Annotated in this window: 19 protein-coding genes; 9 read left to right on the plus strand and 10 right to left on the minus strand. The window is 61.2% G+C overall.

Going from position 1 to position 16,408, the window contains the following annotated elements:
* Window positions 1-184 precede the first annotated feature (184 nt).
* The 3 genes from aspS (at window position 185) to MWU53_RS09095 (ending at window position 4,764) form a co-directional block, all read left to right on the plus strand.
* Window positions 185-2,035, plus strand: coding sequence for an aspartate--tRNA ligase (gene aspS, locus MWU53_RS09085; protein ID WP_247092599.1), 1,851 nt, complete (start codon window positions 185-187; stop codon window positions 2,033-2,035).
* 94 nt (window positions 2,036-2,129) lie between these two features.
* Entirely contained in the window at window positions 2,130-3,515 is a 1,386-nt protein-coding gene (locus tag MWU53_RS09090; RefSeq protein WP_247092600.1) for a DUF1800 domain-containing protein, read from the plus strand.
* 13 nt (window positions 3,516-3,528) lie between these two features.
* Complete coding sequence (locus MWU53_RS09095; protein ID WP_247092601.1) at window positions 3,529-4,764, plus strand: DUF1501 domain-containing protein; 1,236 nt, start codon at window positions 3,529-3,531, stop codon at window positions 4,762-4,764.
* A gap of 77 nt (window positions 4,765-4,841) precedes the next feature.
* Here MWU53_RS09095 and MWU53_RS09100 read toward each other — a convergent pair whose 3' ends face one another.
* Together MWU53_RS09100 and MWU53_RS09105 are read right to left on the minus strand one after the other, a co-directional pair.
* Window positions 4,842-5,024 (minus strand): hypothetical protein, encoded by a 183-nt coding sequence (locus tag MWU53_RS09100; protein ID WP_247092602.1) that lies wholly within the window; start codon window positions 5,022-5,024, stop codon window positions 4,842-4,844.
* Between the two features lie 119 nt (window positions 5,025-5,143).
* Window positions 5,144-5,863, minus strand: coding sequence for a response regulator (locus MWU53_RS09105; RefSeq protein WP_247092604.1), 720 nt, complete (start codon window positions 5,861-5,863; stop codon window positions 5,144-5,146).
* Window positions 5,864-6,021: 158 nt separating this feature from the next.
* On the opposite strand from MWU53_RS09105, the gene mce reads away from it, so the two are divergent.
* Window positions 6,022-6,426 carry a methylmalonyl-CoA epimerase gene (gene mce / locus MWU53_RS09110; protein ID WP_163037903.1) on the plus strand — a complete coding sequence of 135 codons (405 nt, stop codon included), beginning with the start codon at window positions 6,022-6,024 and terminating at the stop codon, window positions 6,424-6,426.
* The gene (locus MWU53_RS09115) at window positions 6,426-6,701 is read left to right on the plus strand and encodes a DUF1467 family protein (RefSeq protein WP_247092606.1); all 276 of its coding nucleotides are present in this window, start codon (window positions 6,426-6,428) and stop codon (window positions 6,699-6,701) included. Before mce ends, MWU53_RS09115 begins: the two co-directional genes overlap by 1 nt.
* Before the next feature lie 41 nt (window positions 6,702-6,742).
* On the opposite strand, the gene MWU53_RS09120 is transcribed toward MWU53_RS09115, so the two are convergent.
* The 3 genes from MWU53_RS09120 to MWU53_RS09130 all read right to left on the minus strand — a co-directional run bounded on the left by MWU53_RS09120 (window position 6,743) and on the right by MWU53_RS09130 (window position 9,219).
* Window positions 6,743-7,429, minus strand: coding sequence for an EI24 domain-containing protein (locus tag MWU53_RS09120; protein ID WP_247092608.1), 687 nt, complete (start codon window positions 7,427-7,429; stop codon window positions 6,743-6,745).
* Entirely contained in the window at window positions 7,429-8,007 is a 579-nt protein-coding gene (locus MWU53_RS09125; RefSeq protein WP_247092610.1) for a nitroreductase family protein, read from the minus strand. Before MWU53_RS09125 ends, MWU53_RS09120 begins: the two co-directional genes overlap by 1 nt.
* A 99-nt stretch (window positions 8,008-8,106) precedes the next feature.
* Window positions 8,107-9,219: a class II histone deacetylase gene (locus MWU53_RS09130; RefSeq protein WP_247092612.1), complete on the minus strand. Its 1,113-nt coding sequence runs from the start codon at window positions 9,217-9,219 to the stop codon at window positions 8,107-8,109.
* 74 nt (window positions 9,220-9,293) lie between these two features.
* Here MWU53_RS09130 and MWU53_RS09135 point away from each other — a divergent pair, with 74 nt between their 5' ends.
* Window positions 9,294-9,551: a DUF167 domain-containing protein gene (locus MWU53_RS09135; RefSeq protein ID WP_247092614.1), complete on the plus strand. Its 258-nt coding sequence runs from the start codon at window positions 9,294-9,296 to the stop codon at window positions 9,549-9,551.
* Here MWU53_RS09135 and MWU53_RS09140 read toward each other — a convergent pair whose 3' ends face one another.
* The 5 genes from MWU53_RS09140 to MWU53_RS09160 are packed head-to-tail and all read right to left on the minus strand — an operon-like array spanning window position 9,552 to window position 13,301.
* Window positions 9,552-9,980 carry a DUF805 domain-containing protein gene (locus MWU53_RS09140; protein WP_247092616.1) on the minus strand — a complete coding sequence of 143 codons (429 nt, stop codon included), beginning with the start codon at window positions 9,978-9,980 and terminating at the stop codon, window positions 9,552-9,554.
* 27 nt (window positions 9,981-10,007) lie between these two features.
* A complete protein-coding gene (gene plsY, locus MWU53_RS09145; RefSeq protein WP_247092618.1) occupies window positions 10,008-10,613 on the minus strand; it encodes a glycerol-3-phosphate 1-O-acyltransferase PlsY in 606 nt (201 codons plus the stop codon).
* On the minus strand, window positions 10,606-11,877 hold the full coding sequence (gene pyrC / locus MWU53_RS09150) for a dihydroorotase (RefSeq protein WP_247092620.1): 1,272 nt from the start codon (window positions 11,875-11,877) through the stop codon (window positions 10,606-10,608). Before pyrC ends, plsY begins: the two co-directional genes overlap by 8 nt.
* Window positions 11,878-11,887: 10 nt before the next feature.
* The gene (locus MWU53_RS09155) at window positions 11,888-12,346 is read right to left on the minus strand and encodes a hypothetical protein (protein ID WP_247092621.1); all 459 of its coding nucleotides are present in this window, start codon (window positions 12,344-12,346) and stop codon (window positions 11,888-11,890) included.
* Window positions 12,339-13,301, minus strand: a complete 963-nt coding sequence (locus MWU53_RS09160; protein WP_247092622.1) for an aspartate carbamoyltransferase catalytic subunit — start codon at window positions 13,299-13,301, stop codon at window positions 12,339-12,341. Before MWU53_RS09160 ends, MWU53_RS09155 begins: the two co-directional genes overlap by 8 nt.
* Before the next feature lie 126 nt (window positions 13,302-13,427).
* Between MWU53_RS09160 and MWU53_RS09165 the strand changes: the two genes are divergently transcribed.
* From MWU53_RS09165 to MWU53_RS09175, 3 genes are all read left to right on the plus strand, one after another.
* Window positions 13,428-14,255, plus strand: coding sequence for a uracil-DNA glycosylase (locus tag MWU53_RS09165; RefSeq protein WP_247092623.1), 828 nt, complete (start codon window positions 13,428-13,430; stop codon window positions 14,253-14,255).
* A 22-nt stretch (window positions 14,256-14,277) separates the two neighbouring features.
* Window positions 14,278-14,826 carry a molybdenum cofactor biosynthesis protein B gene (moaB, locus tag MWU53_RS09170; RefSeq protein WP_247092624.1) on the plus strand — a complete coding sequence of 183 codons (549 nt, stop codon included), beginning with the start codon at window positions 14,278-14,280 and terminating at the stop codon, window positions 14,824-14,826.
* A gap of 122 nt (window positions 14,827-14,948) precedes the next feature.
* Entirely contained in the window at window positions 14,949-16,406 is a 1,458-nt protein-coding gene (locus MWU53_RS09175; RefSeq protein WP_247092625.1) for an HlyD family efflux transporter periplasmic adaptor subunit, read from the plus strand.
* Window positions 16,407-16,408: the final 2 nt, after the last annotated feature.

A 16,408-nucleotide genomic window follows, 5' to 3' on the forward strand; every position in this document is an offset into this window, starting at 1 on the left:
CGAAACCTACTGCCCAGCCGCCAGAGTGGGCCAATTGGTTTTTTCTAGCCAGCGCCGAAGCTGACTCCAAGAAAATTGCACCTTGTGGCGGCTCTTTTGCGCCATTGGTGCCGCTGCGGCTTGACTTTGCCCGCCAAGGCAGGTGTATCGGCCCGAGACTTAAATCCGCTCGTGGGAGCCTGACATGCACGCCTATCGCAGCCACACCTGTGCTGAACTGAACAAATCCAACGTCGGTGAGACCGTCCGCCTGTCGGGCTGGGTCCATCGTGTCCGCGACCATGGCGGCATCCTGTTCATCGACCTGCGCGACCACTATGGCGTGACGCAGGTTCTGTGCGACCCCGACAGCCCCGTCTTCGCCGAGATGGAGAAGGTGCGCTCGGAATGGTGTATCCGCATTGACGGCAACGTGAAGGCACGCGACGCAGATCTGGTGAACGACAAGATCCCGACCGGTGAAGTCGAAGTCTTCGTCCGTGACCTTGAAGTGCTGGGCGACGCGGGCGAGCTGCCGCTGATTGTCTTTGGCGATCAGGAATACCCGGAAGAGACCCGCCTGAAATACCGCTATCTGGACCTGCGCCGCGAGGCGATGCAGGAAAACATGAAGCTGCGCTCGGACGTTGTGGCCTCGATGCGCAAGCGTATGTGGGATGCGAACTTCCGCGAATACCAGACGCCGATCATCACCGCCTCGTCGCCTGAAGGCGCGCGTGACTTCCTGGTGCCGTCGCGCCTGCACCCGGGCAAGTTCTATGCCCTGCCGCAGGCCCCTCAGCAGTTCAAACAGCTGATGATGGTTGCTGGCTTCGACAAATATTTCCAGATCGCGCCGTGCTTCCGTGACGAAGACCCGCGCGCTGACCGTTCGCCGACCGATTTCTATCAGCTGGACATGGAGATGTCCTTTGTCGAGCAGCAGGACGTGTTCGACACGATCGAGCCGGTTCTGAAAGGCGTGTTCGAGGAATTCGGCGGTGGCCGCAAGGTCGATCAGGACTGGCCGCAGATTTCCTATAAGGACGCGGCGCTGTGGTATGGCACCGACAAGCCGGACCTGCGCAACCCGATCAAAATGCAGATCGTCTCGGATCACTTCCGTGGCTCGGGCTTTGCGATCTTCGCCAAGCTGCTGGAAAACGAAGGCACCGAAATTCGCGCCATCCCCGCCCCGAAAGGCGGCTCGCGCAAGTTCTGCGACCGCATGAACAAATTCGCACAGCAAGAAGGCCTGCCCGGCATGGGCTATATCTTCTGGCGCGAGAAGACCGCCGATGGCGTCGCACAAGAACTGGGCATTTCGGTGAAAGAGGCTCAGGCCAAGCTGAAATCCGGCGAAGTCGAAGGTGGCATGGAAGCCGCTGGTCCGCTGGCCAAAAACATTGGCCCGGAACGCACCGAAGCCATCCGTCAGCAGCTGGGCCTGAACGTGGGCGACGCTGCCTTCTTCTTGGGCGGCAAGCCGAAAGCCTTTGAAGGTGTTGCAGGCCGCGCCCGCGCCGTCATCGGTGACGAGCTGGGCCTGACCGACAAGGACCGCTTTGCCTTCGCTTGGATCGTGGACTTCCCGATCTACGAGGCCGACGAAGAAACCGGCAAGATCGACTTTGAACACAACCCGTTCTCGATGCCGCAGGGCGGTATGGACGCGCTGAACGGCGATCCGCTGGACGTACTGGGCTATCAGTACGACCTGGCCTGTAACGGCTACGAGCTCGTGTCCGGTGCAATCCGGAACCACAAGCCTGAAATCATGTTCAAAGCCTTCGAACTGGCTGGCTACGGCAAGGACGAGGTCGAGAAGCGTTTCGGTGCTCTGGTCAATGCCTTCCAGTACGGCGCCCCGCCCCACGGTGGTTGTGCTGCCGGTGTGGACCGTATCGTGATGCTGCTGGCGGATCAGGAAAACATCCGCGAAGTGGTGATGTTCCCGATGAACCAGCGCGCCGAAGACTTGATGATGAACGCGCCTAGCGATCCGATGAACGAACAGCTGCGTGAACTGCACCTTCGGGTCATTCCGCAAGAATGATCTGATCACTGTCATCGCATATCAATAATTCCCCTGGCACAATCGGGCTTGCCTGCACATGTTGTGCACGCCAGTCTGGTGCCAGGAGATCTTGATGTCTTTCGACCCACGTATTGCACAGAACCGTTTCGGGTTTGGACCGGGACCGGGCTTCGAACCACCACGCTCTGCTCAGCAGATGCTGAACCTGTTGGCGGAACCGGACAAGCAGGCAAAACGCTTTCCCATCGCGGGCTTTGTCGACATATACGGTGATCTGAAAGAGATCCGGAAACTGAACAAAGCCCTTCGCAAAACGCGCGGCGCAGGAGGCACCGGCTTCAAAGCCGCTAAATCCGCTCGCAAAGAAAAATACCGCGAGATGGGGCACAAGCGGGACGCGTGGTTTCTGGCTGCAGTGGCCCGCTGCATCACGGCCGAGGATGCGTTTCGCGAGCGCCTGGTGCGTTTCTGGGCCGATCATTTCACCGTCGTCGGCAAAGGGCAGCTGTTCAGAGGCGTGGCCTCGACCTTTCCCGAAGACGTCGTCCGCCCCCATGTCACCGGACGTTTTTCCGACATGCTGCGTGCCAGCACCACCCATCCGGTGATGCTGCACTATTTGGATCAACTGTCCTCCGCCGGGGAAGGAAGCAGGCTGGCCACGCAGGGCAAACGCAGTTTGAATGAAAACCTGGCGCGCGAAATACTTGAGCTTCACACGCTTGGCGTTGATGGGGGCTATACCCAGACCGATGTGCGCGCCTTTGCCAATCTTCTTACCGGGCTTTTCTTGGGGAAAGATGGCCGCTTTGTTTTTCGTCCACACAGGGGTAATCCGGGGCCAGAAGTCATCCTGGGAAAATCCTATGGGGTGCAGGCACCTCGGGCCGACGACATTTTCGAGGCGCTGGACGACATTGCCCGCCACCCGGCCACTGCGCGCCATATTGCGCGCAAACTGGCCACGCATTTTGTCGCCGATGACCCGGACCCGGATCTGGTAGACGCCTTGACCGTCAGCTTCATGGACAGCGATGGCGATCTGATGGCGCTTTATGAGACCTTGTTGACCCATCCTGCTGCATGGGTGCCCCAGCAGACAAAGATCAAGCAGCCCTTCGATTTCATCGCATCAGCGGTGCGGGCTTTGGGCGTGCCGGTCAACACGCTGTCAGCCCTCAAGCCCAACGAGCGCAATCTGCTGTTCTTCGGGCCATTGAAACTGATGGGGCAACCGTGGGAAAGCCCAAGCGGCCCCGATGGCTGGCCCGAGGACCCCGCCCATTGGATCACGCCACAAGGTCTTGCGGCGCGCATCCAGTGGGCGGTCTCGGCCCCTTCATCCTTTGACACCAAGCTGCCTGATCCGCGCAATTTTGTGCAGACTGCGCTTGCCGGACAAGCCTCCGAGGCGACCCTATTCGCAGCCCGCGCCGCCGAAACCCGCTGGGAGGGGATCGGGATCATCCTGTCCTCGCCCGAATTTCAACGCCGCTAGGAAGGAGAACGCCATGACGAAACACAACTCCCTGTCCCGACGCGGTTTTCTGAAAAATGCTGGTGTTCTGGGCTGCTCGCTGGCCGCAAGCCCGTTGGTCACGCCGGTCAGTCTGGCCGCAACCCCGGGCGATCTTCGACTGGTAGTCATCGTCTTGCGCGGCGGGATGGATGGCCTTGATCTGCTGCGCCCGGTGGGTGACCCCCTGTTCTCGGGCCACAGACCGGACCTGTCGTCGACGGACCCGAAACTTCCACTGACAGATTTCCATGCACTGCACCCGGCGGCAGACAAACTGTACGATCTCTGGGCGGCGGGCGATCTGGCCTTCGGCCAAGCGGTCTCGACCCCTTATCGCGACAAGCGCAGCCATTTCGATGGGCAGGATATTCTTGAGGCGGGTATTGGCGCGGGTGGCGCGATACGGGATGGGTGGCTGAACCGATTGGTCCAGACGATGCCCGACACACAGTTCCGCACCGCACTGGCGGTCGGTCATGAGGATTTGCTGATTCTCAGCGGGGCTGCTGCAACGTCTGGATGGTCCCCGGATGTAACCCTGCCTCTGTCCGAAGCCTCCCGGCTGTTAATGACACGGGTATACGAAAATGACCCGCTGTTCTCTGCCGCTTTGGGCGAGGCCGTCAATCTGACCGATATCCTGCGTCCAGAGCTATTGCTGAACGCTGATGATGGGCCGAACGACCCGTCGGGCATCATGTCGGACGCCGTGATGATGGCCAAGGAACACGGCGGCACCAAGGGCGTCGCATCGTTCACCGCCGACATGCTGAAACAGGACACACGCATCGCGTCGTTCTCGATCGGGGGGTGGGACACTCATGTGGCGCAAGCGGGGAATTTCAAGCGGGCCCTTGGGACATTGCAAGACGCGATCATGACCTTGAAGACCGAACTCGGCCCGATCTGGGGCAAGACCACAGTCTTGGCTATGACCGAGTTCGGGCGCACGGTTCGCCAAAACGGTAGCAAGGGTACGGATCACGGGACCGGAGGCACAGTGATCGTGGCCGGCGGTGCCGTGCGCGGTGGCAAAATCTACGGAGATTGGCCAGGGTTGGCGGAAGAAGATCTGTATGGTCGCCGCGACCTGATGCCGACTGCTGACATCCGCCTATATGCGGCGGCGGCAATGCAAGGGCTGTTTAATGCAACCCCATCCGAAATCGAAGACACCATCTTCCCCGGGTTGGACCTGTCGCCCGGCCTTCCCAAGATCATCGTGTAATTGGAGAAAAAGAATAGGGCGCGCTTTGTTAGCGCGCCCGATACTCATAACAGCAGAACAACTACAATAAGGTCAGGTCAACCTGCCAAAGACTGCATTTCGATGATTTGGCCCGTCGCCTCGCCCACCGGCGCATTGGGTTCGACCACCGCAAGAACCACAGCCGTCACCATCATGACCGCGCCCGCAATCAATACGGTCCAGTCAACAACGGCGTTGCCCAGCTCTTCATCAGCAAATTTCTTGATCAGGTTTTGCACGATATCAACCTCGCAAATTGAATCAAATACCTTTCCTCATTGTCTAGAGTGCCCCCGAAAAGGGGCGGAAATGAGGAAGGCCGAGGTTTATTTCGTGCCAGAATTCCCGAATTCACTACTTAGAGATGCCGTCGCTCCCTCAATCGGTCTTCTACAATATGCGTCACATGGGCCATGTCGGCCCCCGTGGATCGCCCGGCATTTCGGGCGGCAGCAAGTCGTTTGGCGGCAGCTGCAAGCGCCTGATCATGGGCAGAGCACGCCAGCCCACCCAGAAACTGCGCGACATAATCCTGTGTCGCACCGTCGTCGCCCGCGCGCATGATCTGCGCCAGGTGCGACAGGTCATCCTGCAGCGCCAACGCATCCGGAGCGATCACATCATTCACAAGAGTGCGTGGACTGACGGACCTTTCCTGATGTGGCAAGATACTCAGAATCGCCTGCTGAAACGCGGCAAGGCTTTCGACGGGCTTCTCAAGGAATCCATCCGCCCCTGCATCAAGCGCGGCATCGCGGGTGCCGGCATCACCGCTCATCCCAAGGATCACGGGCACGCGGATGGCATCGCCCGAAAGCTCTTCGATCAAGTCCGCGCCGAACCCGTCCGGCAGACCCATATCCACAATAACGACCGTGGGTCGATAGACACGAAGATGTCGATGCGCGGCGGCCAGATTGTCGGCCCGCCGGATCCGCGCGCCAGAACGCAAGCACAACAGGCGGATCGCCTCGGACGCAAAGCGGCTGTCTTCGACCACCAGAACAGTCATCCCGTTCAGGGGGCGCTCGGCGGTCGGCGGTTGGGTCATCATGAAGGCTTCCAGATCATCGCTCATCTTCATGCTCCTTTCGGAATCAGCTTGCCGCAAAACTGCCTAACAACCGGTTAACCTGTGAAACGCAGCGGCATTCCCGGCCTGTGGCACAGTGCCGCTTGCCCTGAGGGGGCCGCTTATGCATAAGCAGCACAGCATTTGAATTGGGAGAGACAAAGATGATCGGACGCCTGAACCACGTAGCCATCGCCGTACCGGACCTTGAGGCCGCAAGCGCACAATACCGCGACACGCTGGGTGCCAAAGTGAACGCACCGCAGGACGAGCCCGACCACGGTGTAACCGTTGTGTTCATCGAACTTCCCAACACCAAGATCGAGCTGCTCTACCCGCTGGGGGACAACTCGCCCATCGCTGGCTTCCTGGAAAAGAACCCATCGGGTGGCATCCACCACATTTGTTACGAGGTTGACGACATTCTGGCCGCACGTGACCAACTGCAAGCCTCGGGCGCCCGTGTTCTGGGTACGGGCGAGCCGAAGATCGGCGCGCACGGCAAGCCGGTTCTGTTCCTGCATCCGAAAGACTTCACCGGCACTCTGGTGGAACTGGAACAAGTCTGATGTCGATTACCGCCGCCGCCGTCCTTTATGTGGTGATCTGGTTCGTGACCATGTTCGTGGTCCTGCCGATCCGTTTGCGCACCCAAGGCGACGAGGGCGAGATCGTACCCGGCACCCATGCCGGAGCCCCGGCCAACTTCAAACTGGGGCGTACGCTTGTGATCGTGACCATCGTAGGGACGATTGTCTGGGCGATCATCGCTGGCATCATCATGTCCGGTTGGATCGGGGTCGAGGATATCGACTGGTTCGACCGCTACGAGGACACCAGCTGATAAGAAAAGAAAAGGGCGCCTACGAGGCGCCCTGTTTCGTTCTAGCGCCCTGCAAGGCGGTGGAACATATGCGTGAAGCTTGCCGCCCCCAGAATGGGGATCAGCAGGTTCACCAGCGGCACCGACAGCGGCACCGCCAACAAGCACCCGGCAAACCAAATCTGTGCATTATGGCGGCGGCGCAGGGCGTGGGCGTCTGCGCGGGGCATCCTGCGCATGGCCGCCATGGTGAAGTATTCTCGTCCCAGAAGGTAGCCGTTCACCGCGTAGAACAGGATCGGAGCCAGCGGACCCACGAAGAAGAACAGGATCAGGGCGATCAGGTTCACGCCGACAATCACGCCGAAAAAGCCAAGGCTCTCGCGGATGTCGTTTAGAAGCGACGTCTCGGGGTTGGGCGGCAGGTGCGGATAGTGCTTGGCCTCGACCGCGTCGGCGACCTCGTCCAGAAACAGACCAGTAAACGCACCCGCGACAGGCACCATCAAGACGACGGACAGCACCAGCATCAAAAGGATCGACGCCCAAAGCGCCAGCCCGTTGACCCACGAGATCTCGCCCACGAAGGGTAGCGACAGCGTGTCGGGAACCAGAAAGCCCACAAGCCATGTCATCGCGATGGTGATCGCGGCCAGAAGGCCGACGGTCAGGCCAAGGCCCTTCAGCAGAACATTACGAAAGCGCGGGTCGCTAAGTTGGCCGAGGGCGCGGAAGAAATCGTCAAACATTAGCTTTCAATCCAAGTGGTGATGGCGTCCAGATCCGGGCGCGGGCGTTCGGGCGGGGCAACGGTTTCGGTGCCGATATGGATGATGCCTGCAACGCTTTCGTGACTGTCCACGCCAAAGGCAGCACGGGTAAAGTCTGCGTCAAAGCTGGCCCAGCCAGACAGCCAGTTCGCCCCCCAGCCCGAGGCCAAGGCGGCGTTCAAAAGCGCCAGACAGACGGCACCTGCGGAATAGGTCTGCTCGATCTCCGGCACTTTCTCGCTGTCTACCGGGCTTGCCACAACGACAACAGCCGAGGGGCTGCGGTCATAGGCGATCTGCTCTTTCTCGATCTTTGCCGCATCAAGACCCAACGCGGCACCGCGTTCCGCCACAAGCGCGTGCGCGCGCATAAGCGCGGGCTTTTCCAGCACCACAAAGCGCCACGGCTCCAGCTTGCCGTGATCCGGCGTGCGGGCGGCGGCGGTCAGGATGGTTTTGATGGTCTCGCGATCCGGGCCGGGACCGGTCAGGGTCTTGGCTGGGCGGGACCGGCGGGTCAGAAGGAAATCAAGCGCCGCTTGGTTGCGTTCAGGCATTGTTTTGTCCTTGGTCAGAGCAATATCTTGCTTGGCCGCGGGACGCGGCTGGCTTGGGGGATATGTCGGGTCTGCGCGGCCCGACGTCAAGATGTTAAGTCACTTTACATTGAAGAAATCAGACAGGTCGGCCAGCTGATCGGAAAAGAAGGCTTCCGCCTTGGCGTTGGGCTGCCGGATGGCGAAAGCCTCGGCCAGAGGATCGGGGGCGTGAATGCCTGCGCCCGACATCTCTTCCAGCACGGCGTGGCCGCAGAAGGGGACGTAGACCTCGGAATAGCCACCTTCATGCGCCATCATCACACGCCCGTCGCAAATGTCATCCGCCAGCGCCATCACCATGCGGGTCATCTGGCGGAATGTGTCGGCGGTCGCCAACATGCAGGACAGCGGGTCAATCACCGCCGCGTCATAGCCGTTGGCGACCACGATCACCTCGGGTTCATGGGCGCGGATGGCAGGCAGGATGATCCGCTCCATCGCTTCCAGATAGGTCGCATGCCCCGCGCCCGGCGGCAGCGGAAGGTTCATATTGGCCCCCTGCCCTTTCCCCTCGCCCCGCACATCCGCGTCACCGGTATCCAGCGGATAGTTGCGTTCTTGGTGAATCGAGATGGTCAGCACATCAGGATCATCCAGAAAGATCGCCTCGGTCCCGTTGCCGTGATGCACATCCCAATCCAGCACGACAAAGCGCTTGGCGAGGCCTTTGGCCTGCGCATTGCGGATCGCGATGCCCAGATTAGCCAGCAGGCAGAACCCGTTCGGGAAATCCGGCAGACAGTGATGCCCGGGCGGGCGAGAGAGGGCATAGGCGTTGTCGACATCGCCCCGAAGAACGGCTTCCAGCGCGGCGACGGACAGACCTGCCGACAACGCCGAAATCTCGAACCCGCCTTGGCCGAAGGGGGTGCGCAGGCCCAGCTCGCCTCCGCCCGTGTCCGAGGCCGCTTTGAAGTCGGACAGGAATGAAGCTGGATGGACGCGAGCGAGGGTTTCGATATCCGCCACGGCAGCAGTGCGCAGGTCCAACGCGCCAGACAGCCCGGTGACGTCCATCAGGTTCTTCAGGCGCCGCTTGGTTTCGGGGCTTTCCGGCAGACCGCCCGCAGCCAAAGGCTGCACCAGCCCACCCACGGGCAGCGTACCCGCATAATTGCCGCCCGAATGCCAAAAGCACTTCTCGTCCCAGAAAAACCCTGTCTTGCGCATGCCGCCCTCCGTCATTTCCTGCACAGTGACCCACGGCCCTTGCGCCGTCCAGCCCCGCGCGGCACTCTGCGCCCATGAAGAAGGGCGAGCTGTCATATCTGGCGAAAGAAGGCGCGCGGATCGCTGTCCGGGTCACCCCGAAAGCATCGCGTAACGCGGTCACGCTGCGCGACGGTCAAATCCGCGTCCAGACCACCACCGCGCCCGAGAACGGCAAGGCTAACAAGGCGGTCGGGAAGCTGCTAGCCGACGCGCTTGGGATCGCAAAATCGCGCCTTGAACTGGTCCAAGGCGCGACATCGAAAGATAAGGTGTTTCAGATCAACGGGTGATCAGTCACCGACAGTCGGGATCGACGACGGGGCATAGTCTCTGTCATCATAATCCGCCGGGACATCGTTGAACGGGTCATTGCCGAATTGGTTCGGACCTTGGGTGCCGGGCTGGCACATCCAATAGATCAGAACGATCCAGCCAACGATCGGCACAAGGATCAGCAGCATCCACCATGCGGATTTGTCGATATCATGCAAACGGCGCGACGTGACGGCGAGGCTTGGCAAAATGGTCGCTAGCGAGAACAGGTCGCTCAGCGGCGAGAACATGCTTTCCCAGCCAAAGAAAATGCTGTCCACAATTCCCAGAGCGATCGACGCGAGGACAAGGAACAGGGAAAACCACCAGTATTCGCTTCGGATCGCGCGGCCCGAGAAGGTTACGTATTTCTGAAGGCAGGTTCTAACAGATGTCTGAAAATCCATCGGGACTATTCCTTATTACGTGGGACGCTACTTGCGCCCAATGCGTGGCTCTTCGCCAGAGATGATGCGCGCAATATTCGCGCTGTGGCGGTAGAAAATCAAGGCAGCCAATGCAACTGAAATTAGAACAAGGCTGTTCCAGCCAAACACCAAAGCGATGACCGGCGACAGCGCCGCTGCGACCAACGCGGCAAGCGAGGAGATGCGGAAGATCAGCGCAGTAACCAACCATGTGGCACAAGCGGCCAGCCCCAGTGGGAAGGCCAGCGCCAGCATGGTGCCCAGCCAAGTGGCAACGCCTTTGCCGCCTTTGAAGCCCAAAAATACCGGGAAACAGTGACCAAGGAACGCCGCGAAGCCTGCCAGTTGGGCGGCGTCCTCGGCAAAGAGCGCGCGGGCCAGCAGAACGGCGGCGCCGCCTTTTCCGGCGTCTCCGATCAGGGTCAAGAAGGCGGCGGGTTTGTTCCCAGTGCGCAGCACGTTGGTGGCGCCGATATTGCCCGACCCGATCTGGCGCAGATCGCCCAGACCGAACAGCCGTGCCATAACGATGCCAAAGGGGATCGAGCCCAGCAGATAGCCTGCGACGGCCACACCAATCAGCAGCGGAAACGAGGTGAGCAGATCAGGCATCTTCGCCCCCAAACACACGTTCTCCGCCGACCCATGTGCCCAGCACCTTGCCCTCCATCCGCGCGCCGTCGAACGGCGTGTTCTTGGATTTCGAGTTCAGCTTGAAGCGGTCCAGCACGAAGGGCGCGTCCGGGTCGAACAGGACCAGATCGGCGGGGGCGCCGATAGTCAACTCTCCGCCCGGCAGGTTAAAGCGTCGGGCCGGGTTCAAGGACAGCGCGCGCCAGAGCGTAGGCAGGTCGATCAGACCCGCATGCACCAGACGCATCGCGGCGGGCAGAAGGGTTTCCAGCGCCACCGCGCCCGAGGCTGCTTCCTCGAAAGGAAGGCGTTTGCTTTCTTCATCCTGCGGCGTGTGCATGGACGAGATGATGTCGATCAGGCCCGAGGCCACGGCCTCGACCATCGCAAGGCGGTCATCTTCGCTGCGCAAGGGCGGCTTCACTTTGAAGAAGGTGCGATAGTCGCCAACGTCCAGCTCGTTCAAGGTCAGGTGGTGGATGTTCACCCCGGCCGACACGTCAACGCCCGCCGCCTTGGCACGTTCCAGCGCAGGCAGCGATTTCGCGGTGGATAGGCTGTCAGCGTGATAGGCGACGCCCGTCATCTCGGCCAGCACCAGATCACGTTCCAGCCCCATTCGTTCAGCCTGAGGGCTAACGGCGGGCAGACCGCGCAAGGATGCAAACTTGCCCGAGGTTACGGCTGCCCCTTTGGACAGCTGCGGATCCTGAGGGTGGCCGATGATCAGCGCACGCAACGAGCGGGCATAAGTCATGGCGCGGGAATAGACTTTGTTGTCGGTCACCACATGGTCGCAATCGGTAAACGCAATCGCGCCCGCATCCAGCATAAAGCCCATCTCGACCATCTCGCGGCCTTCGCGGCCTTTGGTCAGGGCGCCCATTGAATGCACGTTCACAGGGGTTACCTGCCCCGCGCGGCGGGTGACGAAGGACAATGTCTCGGGCGTATCCACAGCGGGGGTGGTGTCGGGACGAATGACCATCGTGGTCACGCCGCCCGCCGCAGCCGCCAGCCCGGCGGTGCGGAAGCTTTCCTTGTGCCGCTCGCCCGGCTCGCCGATCTTCACGCCGATATCCACGATGCCGGGGGCCAAACATTTGCCGCCGCAGTCGATGACATCGCCTTCCTCGCCCGCATTCACGCCGGTGATCAGACCGCCTTCGATGGTCAGGCTGCCAATCTCGTCCGTGCCGGTTTCCGGGTTGATCAGGCGGGCATTTGTGAAGGTAGTGGTCATCTCAGTCTCCTTACGCGCCTCGCGCACGATCAATCGCGGCTTGGGTGGCCTTGGCGTCGGCCTGATATTTCAACATGTATTTGTCGCCAGACAGGGTGACCAACTGAGCCGCAGTGAAGATCACGTTCACCTTGGCGATCGAGGTCAGCAGAATGGTGCGCCCATCCGGACCGATCATGCGGCGGTTGGTCAGGTGCCACGTGAAGCCCAGCTGTTCCTTGGCGACATAAAGCCCGCGCACAGCAATCGCAGCGACAGACCCGATGATACCCGTCCAGGCATGCGGATTGCCCATCGCCATCAGCGCGCCCGAGATCACGAGCGCCCCCAGCGCGGCCAGCATCACGTGCTCTTTCACATAGGTCGGCGTGTTGCCCGAGAAGCTGTCGATCAGCTTTTCACCCGGTTCAAGCTCGGGGCTGACCTGGCTTTCCAGACGGGGTTCCAGTTCGAACTCTTGCTCAGACATAGACACCCTCGGTCCGGTTTTCGCGTTCGGCTTTCAGGTTGCGCGCCAGAAGGTCCATCGCCGCCATGCGTACGGCGACGCCCATTTCGACCTGCTCTTGAATAACCGATCGGTTGATGTCGTCGGCGATGGTGCCGTCGATCTCGACCCCGCGGTTCATCGGGCCGGGGTGCATGACGATGGCGTCATCCTTGGCGTGGGCCAGCTTTTCAGCGTCCAGACCATAGCGGTGATAATACTCGCGCTCGGAGGGGATAAAGCCGCCATCCATCCGCTCGCGCTGAAGGCGCAGCATCATGACAACGTCGGCGTCTTTCAGACCCTCTTCCATGTCGTCATAGACCTCGACCCCGAACTGGTCGATCTGGCTGGGCATCAGGGTCGGCGGGCCGACCAGACGCACGCGGTTCTCCATCTTGCCCAGAAGGATAAGGTTCGAGCGGGCAACGCGGCTATGCGCAATGTCTCCGCAGATCGCGACGGTCAGGCGGTGCAGACGGCCCTTTTCGCGCCGGATGGTCAGCGCATCCAGAAGTGCCTGCGTCGGGTGCTCGTGCTTGCCATCGCCTGCGTTCAAGACGGCGCAGTTCACCTTCTCGGCCAAAAGGTTTACCGCGCCGGAATGAGGGTGGCGCACGACCAGCAGATCCGGGTGCATCGCATTCAGCGTCAACGCCGTATCAATCAGCGTCTCGCCCTTCTTAATGGACGACGCCTGCATCGCCATGTTCATAACATCCGCACCCAGACGCTTGCCGGCGATCTCGAACGAGGCCTGCGTGCGGGTGGAGTTCTCGAAGAACATGTTGATCTGCGTCAGTCCTGCCAGCACATCCGAGCGTTTCTGCGCAGAGCGGTTCAAATCAACATAACTGTCGGCAAGATCGAGAACAGTTTTGATCTCTTCGGGGTGAAGCTGTTCGATCCCCAGAAGATGTCGTTGGCGGAATGTCATACGGGCCTCCGTCCTGTGTTCCACGCGCTTATAGTTTCGGGCGCGGGGTTCGTCTATCCCTTGTGTGCGCACATGGTGCAATCGTGGGGCGTTTACCTTCCCTGCGGCTGCACTTAGGCTGCGCACATGGAATCGGCACAAGACTGGCACAGCGCAAAAGCGCTTTTGGAATGGCAGATCGAGCTGGGCGCGGTGGATGCAATTTCCGACGCCCCGGTGGATCGCTATGCCTTGGCGCCAGCCGAGCCGAAACCTGCACCAAAACCTGCGCCCAACGCCCAGAAATCCGCGCCGGTCGAGCTGCCGAAGCGCGCCGCCCCGACACCTCCGCCAGCCGAGCCTAGGATCGACTATGTCGCGCTAGCCAAACAGGCCGCTGCGGGCGCTCAGGATCTGGATGGGCTGAAAGCCGCAATGAAAGCCTTTGACGGCTGCGAGCTGAAGAAAGGCGCGCGGAATACGGTGATTTCCGACGGCAACCCCGCCGCCCGCGTGATGATCATCGGCGAAGCGCCGGGCCGGGACGAGGATATCGAGGGCCGCCCCTTCGTGGGTCGCGCAGGCCAGCTTCTGGACAAGATGTTCGCCGCCATCGGCATGGGGCGCGATGTGCCCCTGTCCAAGGATGCCGTCTATATCACCAACGTCATGCCGTGGCGCCCGCCGCAAAACCGCGATCCATCGCCCGAGGAAATGGCCATGATGGTCCCCTTCCTCGAACGCCACGTGCAACTGGTCGCGCCCGAGCTGATCGTTTTGATGGGCAACACCCCTTGTCAGGCCGTCCTCGGCAAGCGCGGCATCACCCGCCTGCGCGGCAACTGGGACAGCCAGTGGGGCAAGCCGATCATGCCCATGTTCCACCCCGCCTATCTGTTGCGCAATCCCGCCGCCAAGCGCGAGGCATGGGCAGATCTTCTCGAAATCCAAGCGAAATTGAACGAGGGCGCATAGCCCACTTAAAACAGGCCACACCATGTCCCACATCCCCGCCGACAACCAACGCGAGTTCATCCCCGTCCGCATCGCGGTATTGACTGTCTCGGACAGCCGCTCGATGGACGAGGATCGTTCGGGCGACACCTTGGTCAAACGCTTGGAAGATGCCGGGCACCTGCTGGCAGATCGCAAGATCATTCGTGACGAGCGCGGCGAGATTGCGGACCAACTGCGCGCGTGGTCGTTGGACCCCGAAATTGACGTTGTGATTTCCACCGGCGGGACAGGCCTGACCGGGCGTGATGTCTCGGTCGAGGCGCATCGCGATGTCTATGAAAAGGAAATCGAGGCATTCGGGACGGTCTTCACCATCGTCTCGATGAAAAAGATTGGTACCTCGGCGGTGCAAAGCCGCGCCACCGGGGGCGTCGCCAACGGCACGTACCTCTTTGCGCTGCCCGGCAGCCCCGGTGCCTGCAAGGACGCGTGGGACGAAATTCTGGTGCATCAGCTGGACTATCGCCACCACCCCTGCAATTTCGTCGAGATTTTTCCACGTTTGGACGAACACAAGCGACGGAAGTAATCCGCTCATCCGTTTGATCCGTATGGATCATATAGGCCGACGCTATCGCACCTGTGACCACACGCCGCTTGCCCCGGCCTGTGGGCCACGTCAGGATGGCATCGGATGAGACGGAGAGATGTATGCGATTTCTGGGACGCAGCCTGATTGGGCTTTTCCTGCTGGCTGCCACGATCGGCCTTTTGGCGATGGCCGGACTGATGGTGCAATCGGCCTTCAAGGCGCGCGCGGATCGCGACAACGCCGCCCCTTCGGGCCGTGAACGGGTGTTTTCGGCCAACGTTGTGATGCTTGAGCCGTCGACAATCACTCCGATCCTGTCCTCCTTCGGAGAGCTGGCCACACGCCGCAGTCTGGACATCCGCGCCCGTGCCTCGGGCACCGTGGTCGAGATGTCGGAGGCTTTCGTGAATGGCGGACAAGTCGACGAAGGCGCGTTTTTGCTGCGCATCGACCCCACAGATTACAAAGCCGCGCTTTCGCTGGCGGAAACTGATCTGACCCAGTCCGAGGCCGAGCTGCGCGATGCGACAGCCGCTTTGGATCTGGCGCGTGACGACCTGGACAACGCCCGGCGTCAGGCCGAGCTACGCGACGCCGCGCTGGCCCGCCAGAACGATCTTGTAGGCCGGGGTGTCGGCACCGAAGCAGCCGTTGAAAACGCAGCACTGGCGGCAGCATCCGCTGCGCAAGTCGTGCTGGGCAAACGGCAAGCCGTGATCACCGCCGAAGCCCGTGTCGCCACTGCCGAAGCCACCCTGTCGCGTCGCGAAATTGCCCGTGACGAGGCCCAGCGCCGTCTGGACGAGACCGAGATTCGTGCCGCATTCGCAGGCACCCTGACAGATGTAACCGTTCTGCGTGGTGGGTTGGTTGCACCAAATGAAAAGCTGGGGCGGCTGGTCGACCCCAACAAGCTCGAGGTCGGATTCCGCGTTTCGACCGCTCAATATGCGCGGCTTCTGGCAGACAACGGCGCGCTTTCTGACCTGCCGGTAACGGTCCGGCTGGAAGCCACTGGCGTGGACCTGACCGCCACTGGCCGGGTGGACCGCGAAAGCGCAAATGTGGGCGAAGGGCAGACGGGCCGGATGCTCTTTGCCAATCTGGACGCCACGCCGGGCTTGCGCCCGGGGGATTTCGTGACGGTTGAACTGTCCGAGCCGCCGCTGGACCAAGTGGTGCGCCTGCCCGCGACCGCGCTGGATGCGTCCGGCAGCATCCTCCTTCTGGGCGACGAGGACCGCTTGGAACGCGCACAGGTGACGTTGCTCCGCCGCCAAGGGGACGACGTTCTGGTGCGTGGTACAGGCCTTAACGGGCGCGAGGCGATCACCAAACGCAGCCCGGTTCTGGGCGAAGGCATTCGCGTACGCCCCGTACGCGATGGCAAGCTGGCCCCGGAAGCCAAGCCCGAAATGGTTGCCTTGGACCCCGCCCGAATTGCGCTGTTGAAAAGCTTTGTGGAAAGCAACACACGGATGCCCGAAAGCGCCCGCGATCGCATCCTGCGCCAGTTGGACGAGGGCGAACTGCCCGCTGACACCTTAGCGCGGCTTGAGAAAAATATGGGGAACTGATC

The organism is Aliiroseovarius sp. S1123 (assembly GCF_023015885.1).
GTDB lineage: Bacteria > Pseudomonadota > Alphaproteobacteria > Rhodobacterales > Rhodobacteraceae > Aliiroseovarius.

Excerpts from the sequence above, each read along its gene's own strand:
- MWU53_RS09120 (WP_247092608.1), bottom strand. The coding sequence starts at position 7,429 with ATGTTTGACGATTTCTTCCGCGCCCTCGGCCAACTTAGCGACCCGCGC.
- aspS (WP_247092599.1), top strand. The coding sequence starts at position 185 with ATGCACGCCTATCGCAGCCACACCTGTGCTGAACTGAACAAATCCAAC.
- MWU53_RS09115 (WP_247092606.1), top strand. The coding sequence starts at position 6,426 with ATGTCGATTACCGCCGCCGCCGTCCTTTATGTGGTGATCTGGTTCGTG.
- MWU53_RS09095 (WP_247092601.1), top strand. The coding sequence starts at position 3,529 with ATGACGAAACACAACTCCCTGTCCCGACGCGGTTTTCTGAAAAATGCT.
- MWU53_RS09130 (WP_247092612.1), bottom strand. The coding sequence starts at position 9,219 with ATGCGCAAGACAGGGTTTTTCTGGGACGAGAAGTGCTTTTGGCATTCG.
- MWU53_RS09160 (WP_247092622.1), bottom strand. The coding sequence starts at position 13,301 with ATGACATTCCGCCAACGACATCTTCTGGGGATCGAACAGCTTCACCCC.
- plsY (WP_247092618.1), bottom strand. The coding sequence starts at position 10,613 with ATGCCTGATCTGCTCACCTCGTTTCCGCTGCTGATTGGTGTGGCCGTC.
- MWU53_RS09135 (WP_247092614.1), top strand. The coding sequence starts at position 9,294 with ATGAAGAAGGGCGAGCTGTCATATCTGGCGAAAGAAGGCGCGCGGATC.
- moaB (WP_247092624.1), top strand. The coding sequence starts at position 14,278 with ATGTCCCACATCCCCGCCGACAACCAACGCGAGTTCATCCCCGTCCGC.
- pyrC (WP_247092620.1), bottom strand. The coding sequence starts at position 11,877 with ATGACCACTACCTTCACAAATGCCCGCCTGATCAACCCGGAAACCGGC.
- MWU53_RS09155 (WP_247092621.1), bottom strand. The coding sequence starts at position 12,346 with ATGTCTGAGCAAGAGTTCGAACTGGAACCCCGTCTGGAAAGCCAGGTC.
- MWU53_RS09125 (WP_247092610.1), bottom strand. The coding sequence starts at position 8,007 with ATGCCTGAACGCAACCAAGCGGCGCTTGATTTCCTTCTGACCCGCCGG.
- MWU53_RS09140 (WP_247092616.1), bottom strand. The coding sequence starts at position 9,980 with ATGGATTTTCAGACATCTGTTAGAACCTGCCTTCAGAAATACGTAACC.
- MWU53_RS09165 (WP_247092623.1), top strand. The coding sequence starts at position 13,428 with ATGGAATCGGCACAAGACTGGCACAGCGCAAAAGCGCTTTTGGAATGG.
- MWU53_RS09105 (WP_247092604.1), bottom strand. The coding sequence starts at position 5,863 with ATGAGCGATGATCTGGAAGCCTTCATGATGACCCAACCGCCGACCGCC.
- MWU53_RS09175 (WP_247092625.1), top strand. The coding sequence starts at position 14,949 with ATGCGATTTCTGGGACGCAGCCTGATTGGGCTTTTCCTGCTGGCTGCC.
- mce (WP_163037903.1), top strand. The coding sequence starts at position 6,022 with ATGATCGGACGCCTGAACCACGTAGCCATCGCCGTACCGGACCTTGAG.
- MWU53_RS09090 (WP_247092600.1), top strand. The coding sequence starts at position 2,130 with ATGTCTTTCGACCCACGTATTGCACAGAACCGTTTCGGGTTTGGACCG.